This is a genomic window from Kitasatospora sp. NPDC092039, from assembly GCF_044756065.1.
GTDB lineage: Bacteria > Actinomycetota > Actinomycetes > Streptomycetales > Streptomycetaceae > Kitasatospora.
Genome location: NZ_JBIVSD010000047.1, coordinates 1 through 7,909, shown reverse-complemented (window position 1 = coordinate 7,909; position 7,909 = coordinate 1). Strand labels below are relative to the sequence as shown.

Here is a 7,909-nt window from a genome sequence, read left to right as displayed (position 1 = left end):
AAGGAACGGACGCTTCCTTCGAGCCGCCTTCCAGCAGGCCCTCCGGGCTTCGTTCTTTCGTGTTTCCAGCTTATCAGATGTTTTCCGCTCCGTTTTCCGGAGTTTCATTCATCGGATTCGCTTTCCGCTTTGCCGCCCCGGTCTCCCGCGGCGACTCCGGAACTGTACGGGGACGGGCCCGCCACATGCAAATCGCCCCTGCCCGGGCTCCCGAGCAGGGGCGATCGATGCCGATCAGAGCCGGCCGGAGCCGGGTCAGCGGACCTCGGTGATCTCCGGGCCGCGCGCGAACGGGTCGAGCGCGGTGCCGCCGAAGCGGTTCTCGCCCTCGCCCGCGGCGGCGGCCGCCCCACCACCGTCGGCGACCATCTGGGCGTCCTCGGGAAGCTTCAGGACGATCGGGTCACGCGGAGCCATCGGGGACTCGCCGCGCACGACGACCGTCTGCCGGAAGACCTGCTCCAGGATTCCGGCCATCTCCGGCTGCACCGCGGCCTGGCCCGAGATCACGCCGCGCAGGAACCAGCGCGGACCGTCACAGCCGACGAACCGGACCAGCTGCACGCCCTGGGTGCCGTCCGGCAGCTGCACGGGGACCTGGGCGCGGAGGTGCCAGCCGAGCGGGCCCTCCTCCTCCTCGATGATGCCGCCCTGCGAGGTGATGCCGTTGGCGATCTCCTCGCGGACCTCGCCCCAGATGCCCTCCGACTTCGGGGCCGCGAAGGCCTGGAGCTGGATGGCGCTGTTGCCGAGCACGAGGGTGGCGGCCACGATCGCGTCACCGGCGACCTCGACCCGCAGCTCCATGCCCTCGACACCGGGGACCAGCAGACCCCCGAGGTCGACTCGTCCCTCCTCGGGGTTCTCCAGCTCGGAGTGGTCCCACGGACCGTCCGGCCGGGGAGCCGGCGGCAGGCCGACCTTGTCGGCCGGGTCCAGGTCGGTCACGTTCTCGCTCTCGGCGGAACCTTCGACGTCATCGGCCGTCTCGTCGGCGCTGATGGCGTCGTCGGCGAGCTGCTCGACAGCGTCCTCGCTCTTCTGGCGACGACGGAACACGGTCACTGTCCTTCCCGGTCCAAGACCGATGCGAATACCTGCTCGGCTTCCTGCGAGGCCGCGGGAATGCTAGACCGCGGCATGGCCGCCGGTCGACCCGAACCCGCCCTCGGCGCGTGCCGACCCAGGCAGCTCCTCCACCTCGTGGAAACGGGCCTTCTCGACCTGCTGGATCACCAGCTGGGCGATCCGGTCCCCTCGGCGGAAGCTGACCCCCTCGCGCGGGTCCAGATTGACGACGATCACCTTGATCTCTCCACGGTACCCGGCATCGACCGTCCCCGGGGCGTTCACGAGGGCAACTCCGCAACGAGCTGCCAGACCGGACCGCGGGTGGACGAAGGCCGCGTAGCCGTCCGGCAGGGCGATGGCGATGCCGGTGGGCAGGACGATCCGCTCACCGGGGGCCAGCTCGGCGTCGACGGTGGTCCGCAGATCGGCACCGGCGTCCCCGGGCTGCGCGTAGGCCGGCAGCGGCAGCTCGGGGTCGATGCGCTTGATCAGGACGTCCAGCTGCGGACGGGGGGTGTCGCTCAAGGGTTCACCTCAAAGGCTCGTGCGCGCTTCATCAGATCCGGGTCGTCGAGGACCTTCCCGATGTCCTCGGGACGACCGTGCGTGGTGAAGTGTTCCAGCTTCACCTGGATGAAGAGCGCCTGAGCACGTACGGCGACCGGCCCGTCCGGCCCGCCGATCCGTGCCTCGGCGGCGCTGTAGATCTTGCGGCCGTGCACGCCGGTGATCCAGGCGCGCAGGTGCAGCACCGAGTCGACGGGCACCGGGCTGAGGAAGTCGGTCTCCAGCCGGCCGGTCACCGCGGGGGCGTGCAGCAGCCAGTTGAGCGCGCCGAGGGTCTCGTCCATGGCGGTGGTCAGCAGCCCGCCGTGGGCCAGGCCGGGACCGCCCTGGTGGACGTCGCGAACGGGGAACTCGGCGGTGACGACGAGTCCCTCGCCGGCGACCGCGTCGATCCGAAGGCCGCCGGGGTGCTGCGGGCCGCACCCGAAGCAGTGCTCGTAGTGCGAGCCGAGCCGGGTGCCGGGGGCGGGCGCCTGGGGGTGGCGCGCCGGCAGGACGGCGTCCGGCGGCGGCGTGGTCGGGGACGGCGGCATCAGGGGCGCCGGCCGGTCGTCGGGGGTGCTGGGGGCTGTCGTACCGGTCACGGGGCCCAACCCTACCCAGGGGTAGGGCGGCCGCCGTGGGGGTGGCGTCCCCTGCCGGACGTCAGGGCGACCACAATGGGGGGCATGTACGACGAACGGCTCACGGTGCCGCGTTCCTGGTGGCTGCTCCCGATCGCGGTGGGTCTCACGCTCGCGCTGATCCTGATCCGGGTCAGCGGTCCGGCCGCGCTGATCGGGCTGGTGGTCGGCATCGCCGCCGGCGCGGTGGCGATCAGCGGCTACGGCTCGGCCCGCATCCGGGTGGTCCAGGGGTCGCTGGTGGCCGGTCCGGCCCGGATCCCGGTGGACGCGCTCGGCGACGCTCAGGCGCTGAGCCCCGCCGAGGCGGCGGCCTGGCGCGGCCCCAAGGCCGATCCGCGCGCCTTCATGCTGCTGCGCAGCTACGTCCCGACGGCGCTGCGGATCGAGGTGACCGATCCGGCCGACCCGACGCCGTACCTCTATCTGTCGACCCGCTCGCCGATGAAGCTGGCGGAGGCGCTGGAGGACGCCCGGCGCGGCGCCCGCACCTGAGGCGGTCCGGCCGGCCGGGAGCCGGCCGGACCGGGACGGGCCGGACGGAAGAGGCCGGACAAACGGAGAGGGACGGTTCCGCTGCTGCGGGACCGTCCCTACGACTTCGTCCTGACCGATGCGCCGGCCGACGCCGTCCTGTCGGGCCCGTCCAGCCGGACGGTACCCGGACCTGCCGTCCGGCCCCGCTGCCCGGGGCCGGAAGGAGCGGTGTGCCGGTCCCGCGGGCGCAGCCGCGGGCCCCGGGCCCTGTCCGCCGCGGTGCTCAGGCGCCGCAGTCCCGGCAGATCGGGTTGCCGTTCTTCTCGCTGTACAGCTGGCTGCGGTGGTGCACCAGGAAGCAGCTCATGCAGGTGAACTCGTCGGCCTGCTTGGGCAGGACGCGGACGGCGAGCTCCTCGTTCGAGAGGTCGGCACCGGGGAGCTCCATGCCCTCGGCGGCGTCGAACTCGTCGACGTCGACGGAGCTGCCGCCCTTGTCGTTCCGCCGAGCCTTGAGCTCCTCGATGCTGTCTTCGTTGAGCTCGTCGTCGGTCTTGCGTGGGGTGTCGTAGTCGGTTGCCATTTTTCGCTCTCCCCCTCCGGGTTGTGCGGTGTGTGCGGTATCTCCAGCGCACGTAACGCATGGGGGGTCGGTCTTGTGCCCGACCCGAGGCGGAGATTTTGCCTTACTTCAAGCCCTGTTACTCAATCGACACTCAGCCCGGGCTCCATCGGGGTGATCCCCGGGGCTGCGGAAGGCCTCACGCTGGGCCATCGCCGGCCCTCTCCGGGCCCGGTTGACCGACCACGCACAGTGAGCACAGCGGTTTCGGACGCCTACGAAATCCCTTGTCCATCAGGGATGCCGACCGATCCGGAGGACCGGGCGGGGGTCGAAAACCGATCACGGACGGCGATCGGCACCCCTGATCAGGTGATCACTCTCCGGGGTTGCCCGGAATCGCGGAGCGACACGGTGTGAGCTTGGTCACGTTCAGAATCTTCCAGGGCAAATCGCGGAAAATCCACCCACTCCGACCGTACGGCGCCGCGCCTCAGCCGGCGTTCCGCCGGGCCTCGCGACGCGCCAGCAGGGCGGCCTGGCGCTCCTCGAACTTCCGGGCCTGACCGTCCAGCCCGTCCAGGAACACGCCCAGCTCGTTCTGCGCCAGCAGGCCCTCGGGGCCGAGGCCGCCGATCTCCATCACCTTGAGGTGGCGCAGCACCGGCTGGAGCACGTCGTCGTGGTGGATGCGCAGGTTGTAGACCCCGCCGATGGCGATCTGCGCGGCCGCGCGCTCGAAGCCGGGGATGCCGTGGCCGGGCATCCGGAACTGGGTGACCACGTCGGCGACGGCCCGCATGGCCTGGTCCGGGGCGAGCTCCAGGGCGGCCTTCAGCAGGTTCCGGTAGAAGACCATGTGCAGGTTCTCGTCGTTGGCGATCTTCGCCAGCAGCTGCTCGCAGAGCGGGTCGCCGGCGTACTTGCCGGTGTTGCGGTGCGCGATGCGGGTGGCGAGCTCCTGGAAGGCCACGTACGCGACCGAGTGCAGCATGCTGTGCGCGTTGTCGGACTCGAAGCCCTCGGACATGTGGCTCATCCGGGCCCGCTCCAGCTCCACCGGGTCGACCGCCCGGGTGGCGAGCAGGTAGTCGCGGATGGCTATCCCGTGCCGGCCCTCCTCGGCCGTCCAGCGGTGCACCCAGGTGCCCCAGGCGCCCTCGCGGCCGAACATGGTCGCGATCTCGTGGTGGTAGCTCGGCAGGTTGTCCTCGGTGAGCAGGTTCACCACCAGCGACACCCGGCCCACCGGGGTCACCCGGGACTGCTCCAGCGACCAGGCCTCGCCGCCCAGCACGCCGTCGAAGTCGCGGCCCTGGCTCCACGGGACGAACTCGTGCGGCATCCATTCCTTGGCCACGCCCAGGTGGCGGTTGAGCTCGGTCTCCACGACCTCCTCGAGGGCGAGGATCAGCCGCGCGTCGGTCCAGCCGCTCGCGACGAGCGGAGAGCTGCTCTGCACAGGGGCGATGGTCAAGGTCTTGCTCCTGAGGGGACGGCACGCGCTGGGACGGGCGCGAGGGACTGGGGACACATCGTTCGACCCGTCGACGGTCCGCCGACGGATTCACCTACGGTTGCGTAGGTTACGACACCGTAAGTTGCTCGGCCCGCAAATGACAAGCCGCCCCCGCCAGGCCTTATGTCGTCTTGACGGGCCTGGCGGGGGCGGCTGGGAACTGTCGCCCGCGGAACGGGCATCGGCCCCTTACGGCGAGGGGATGCGAACCCGCATGGTGAGACCGCCGCCGGAGCGCGGGGTGGCCTCGATGGTGCCGCCGTGCGCGCGCACCACCGAGCGGACGATGGACAGGCCGAGCCCGACCCCCTTGTCGCTGCGGGTGCGGTCGGCGCCCTTGATCCGGCGGAACGGCTCGAAGATGTGCTCCAGTTCGTACCCGGGCACCACCGGTCCGGTGTTGGAGACCACCAGCTCGCCGCCGCCGGGCACCGCGGTGGTGGCCAGCTCGACCCAGCCGCCCGCGGTGTTGTAGCGGACGGCGTTCTGCAGCAGGTTGAGCGCGAGCCGCTCCAGCAGCACGCCATTGCCGCCGACCATGGCCGGATCGAGCTTCGAGCGCAGCTCGACCTCGCGCTTGTCGGCCTCGCCCCGGCTCTGCTCCAGCGCCCGGGTGGCCACCTCGGACAGCTCCACCGGGCGCCGGTCGGTCAGCTCGTTCTCGCTGCGGGCGAGCAGCAGCAGGCCCTCGACCAGCTGCTCGCTGCGCTCGTTGGTGGCCAGCAGGGTCTTCCCGAGCTGCTGGAGGTCCGCCGAGGCGGCCGGGTCGGAGAGCTGGACCTCCAGCAGGGTGCGGTTGATCGCCAGCGGGGTGCGCAGCTCGTGCGAGGCGTTGGCGACGAAGCGGCGCTGGGAGTCGAAGGAGCGGTCCAGCCGGTCCAGCATGCCGTCGAAGGTGTCGGCGAGTTCCTTGAGCTCGTCGTCCGGGCCGTCCAGCTCGATCCGGCGGTGCAGGTCGGAGGAGGCCACGTCACGGGCGGTGCGGGTGATCCGGCCGAGCGGGCGCAGCACCCGGCCGGCCATCGCGTAGCCGGCCGCGAAGGCGATCACGGCGAGGCAGACCAGCATGGTCAGCGACTTGCGCAGCAGGGTGTTGAGCGCGGAGTTGGAGCGGCCCAGGTAGTCGGCGGCCTGCCACTGGTTGTACTCCGTGCTGTTCATGGTGCTGCTGATGCCGTCGGGGCCGCTGACCTGGACGAGGTTGCCGTTGAAGCTCAGCTTGCGCGGCGCCAGGTAGGAGACGGCGTCCTGGAAGAACACGTACATCAGGAGCAGCAGCACCACGCCTGCCATCAGGAACATCCCGCCGTACAGCAGGGTGAGGCGCATCCGGATGGTGGGGCGGAAGGGGAGCCAGGCGAGTACGCCGTCGCCGGGGGCGTAGGGCCCGGGGCGGTGGACGCGCGGCGGGGTCAGGGGCTTCGGCGGGACGGCACGTGGGCCCCCGGCGGGCGCGCCGGAGGCCCCGCCGGCGGGGGGCGGGGTGGTCATGATGGTCCTCTCGGGGCGTCCGCCTGGGCGGGCGCGTACGGCGGGGAGTCCGGGGCGGGCGGACTCCGGTCGTCAGATCCGGTAGCCGGAGCCCGGCACGGTGACGATCACCGGCGGGTCTCCGAGCTTGCGGCGCAGCGTCATCACGGTGACGCGCACGACGTTGGTGAACGGGTCGGTGTGCTCGTCCCAGGCCTTCTCCAGGAGCTGCTCGGCGGAGACGACGGCGCCGCCGGCCCGCATCAGCACCTCCAGCACGGCGAACTCCTTGGGCGCGAGCTGGACGGTGCGTCCGTCGCGGATCACCTCGCGCCGGCCGGGGTCGAGCGAGATGCCGGCCCGCTCCAGCACCGGGGGCAGCGGGATGGTCGCGCGGCGGCCCAGCGCCCTTACCCGGGCGACGAGTTCGCTGAAGGCGAACGGCTTCGGAAGGTAGTCGTCCGCGCCGATCTCCAGGCCCTCGACCCGGTCGCTGATGTCGCCGGAGGCGGTCAGCATGATCACCCGGGTCGCCAGGCCCTGCTCGACCACCTTGCGGCAGACGTCGTCCCCGTGCACCAGCGGAAGATCGCGGTCCAGGACGACGACGTCGTAGTCGTTGACCGCGATGCGCTGGAGCGCGGCCTCCCCGTCGTACACCACGTCGACGGCCATCGCCTCGCGGCGCAGGCCGGTCGCTACGGCCTCGGCAAGCAGCTGCTCGTCCTCGACGACGAGAACCCGCACGGTCGTTGTCCCTTCTCCAGGCCGGCCCCGGAAGCGGACGCACGGCTCCGACGGTGCCTCCATCCTGCCTGGTCCTGCGGTAAAGCAGCGATAAGCTGCCCCTCGGGCACGGGCCCCGGGGCCGCGTCGGCGACCGTTCGCACCCGCATCATTCCGTTTGGACTGTGACACGGGCAACTTTCTTCCACCCGGAGGTTTCCCGGCCGCCGGGGCGGGGAGGACAGCTGCACACCCGCGATCTGGCTGACGGCCGGTCGCACCCACCCGCCGTGCGTTCATCCGCGCCGGCCCTGGGGCTGGGACATCACCGGGAGCGGCCGAAGGCCTCTCCGCACTCATCCGGAGAGCCATCACCCTCCGGCCCGGGTGCTCTCACCGGCTGGACCTCCTCGGGGCGGAGAGCGCACGACCGTGCACGTCCGACACAGTAAGGGGGCCCGTATGGACGCCTTCAAGGCCGGAATCCTGCAGCGCATAGCCAACGCCGAGCAGGACCTGCACCGCGCGATCGAGGCCGGGGACGAGTTCCTCGCCGAGGTGGAGCAGTCCGAGCTGGACGACCTCCGCCGACTCGCCGCCGAGCACGGCGTGGACACGGTGCTGGAGCGCCACCGCACCGCTGCCTGACCCGTTCGGCACCACCGACCCGTCGCCGGACCTCCGGCACCAGCGGCCCTGAGGGGGCCGTGCGAAACCCAGGCCCTGGCATCCCCCGTATGTCAGGGCTCTTCGCATGTCCGGGGCCGTGGCGCCCCCGGGGGCCGGGGGGGGCCCCCCCCCCCCCCCCACCCCCCCCCCCCCCCCCCCCCCCCCCCCCCCCCCCCCCCCGGCGCGGGCCCCCCCCCGGCGGCGGCCCCCGGCACCACCCCGGGC

The 7,909-nt window shown here is 71.9% G+C and carries 8 protein-coding genes and 1 pseudogene; 2 read left to right on the top strand and 7 right to left on the bottom strand.

Features of this window, described 5'->3' with window-relative positions:
• Nucleotides 1-255: 255 nt before the first annotated feature.
• From ACIQI7_RS38770 to ACIQI7_RS38760, 3 genes and pseudogenes are all read right to left on the bottom strand, one after another.
• Nucleotides 256-1,059 (bottom strand): DUF3710 domain-containing protein, encoded by an 804-nt coding sequence (locus tag ACIQI7_RS38770; protein ID WP_401119538.1) that lies wholly within the window; start codon nt 1,057-1,059, stop codon nt 256-258.
• A gap of 2 nt (nt 1,060-1,061) precedes the next feature.
• Nucleotides 1,062-1,596, bottom strand: a pseudogene (gene dut / locus ACIQI7_RS38765) (dUTP diphosphatase).
• Nucleotides 1,593-2,171, bottom strand: a complete 579-nt coding sequence (locus ACIQI7_RS38760; protein WP_401119541.1) for a PaaI family thioesterase — start codon at nt 2,169-2,171, stop codon at nt 1,593-1,595. The pseudogene dut and the gene ACIQI7_RS38760 overlap by 4 nt, the downstream one beginning before the upstream one ends.
• A gap of 135 nt (nt 2,172-2,306) precedes the next feature.
• Here ACIQI7_RS38760 and ACIQI7_RS38755 point away from each other — a divergent pair, with 135 nt between their 5' ends.
• On the top strand, nt 2,307-2,756 hold the full coding sequence (locus ACIQI7_RS38755; protein ID WP_401119535.1) for a DUF3093 domain-containing protein: 450 nt from the start codon (nt 2,307-2,309) through the stop codon (nt 2,754-2,756).
• Between the two features lie 265 nt (nt 2,757-3,021).
• Here the strand turns inward: ACIQI7_RS38755 and ACIQI7_RS38750 are convergent, their stop codons facing one another.
• The 4 genes from ACIQI7_RS38750 to ACIQI7_RS38735 all read right to left on the bottom strand — a co-directional run bounded on the left by ACIQI7_RS38750 (nt 3,022) and on the right by ACIQI7_RS38735 (nt 7,036).
• Nucleotides 3,022-3,321 carry a DUF4193 domain-containing protein gene (locus tag ACIQI7_RS38750; RefSeq protein WP_030285479.1) on the bottom strand — a complete coding sequence of 100 codons (300 nt, stop codon included), beginning with the start codon at nt 3,319-3,321 and terminating at the stop codon, nt 3,022-3,024.
• Between the two features lie 472 nt (nt 3,322-3,793).
• Entirely contained in the window at nt 3,794-4,777 is a 984-nt protein-coding gene (locus ACIQI7_RS38745) for an acyl-ACP desaturase (protein WP_401119532.1), read from the bottom strand.
• Between the two features lie 231 nt (nt 4,778-5,008).
• Nucleotides 5,009-6,310: a sensor histidine kinase gene (locus ACIQI7_RS38740; RefSeq protein WP_401119529.1), complete on the bottom strand. Its 1,302-nt coding sequence runs from the start codon at nt 6,308-6,310 to the stop codon at nt 5,009-5,011.
• A gap of 72 nt (nt 6,311-6,382) precedes the next feature.
• The gene (locus ACIQI7_RS38735) at nt 6,383-7,036 is read right to left on the bottom strand and encodes a response regulator transcription factor (protein WP_030057689.1); all 654 of its coding nucleotides are present in this window, start codon (nt 7,034-7,036) and stop codon (nt 6,383-6,385) included.
• A gap of 441 nt (nt 7,037-7,477) precedes the next feature.
• Between ACIQI7_RS38735 and ACIQI7_RS38730 the strand changes: the two genes are divergently transcribed.
• Nucleotides 7,478-7,663: a hypothetical protein gene (locus ACIQI7_RS38730; RefSeq protein ID WP_030057688.1), complete on the top strand. Its 186-nt coding sequence runs from the start codon at nt 7,478-7,480 to the stop codon at nt 7,661-7,663.
• Nucleotides 7,664-7,909 lie beyond the last annotated feature (246 nt).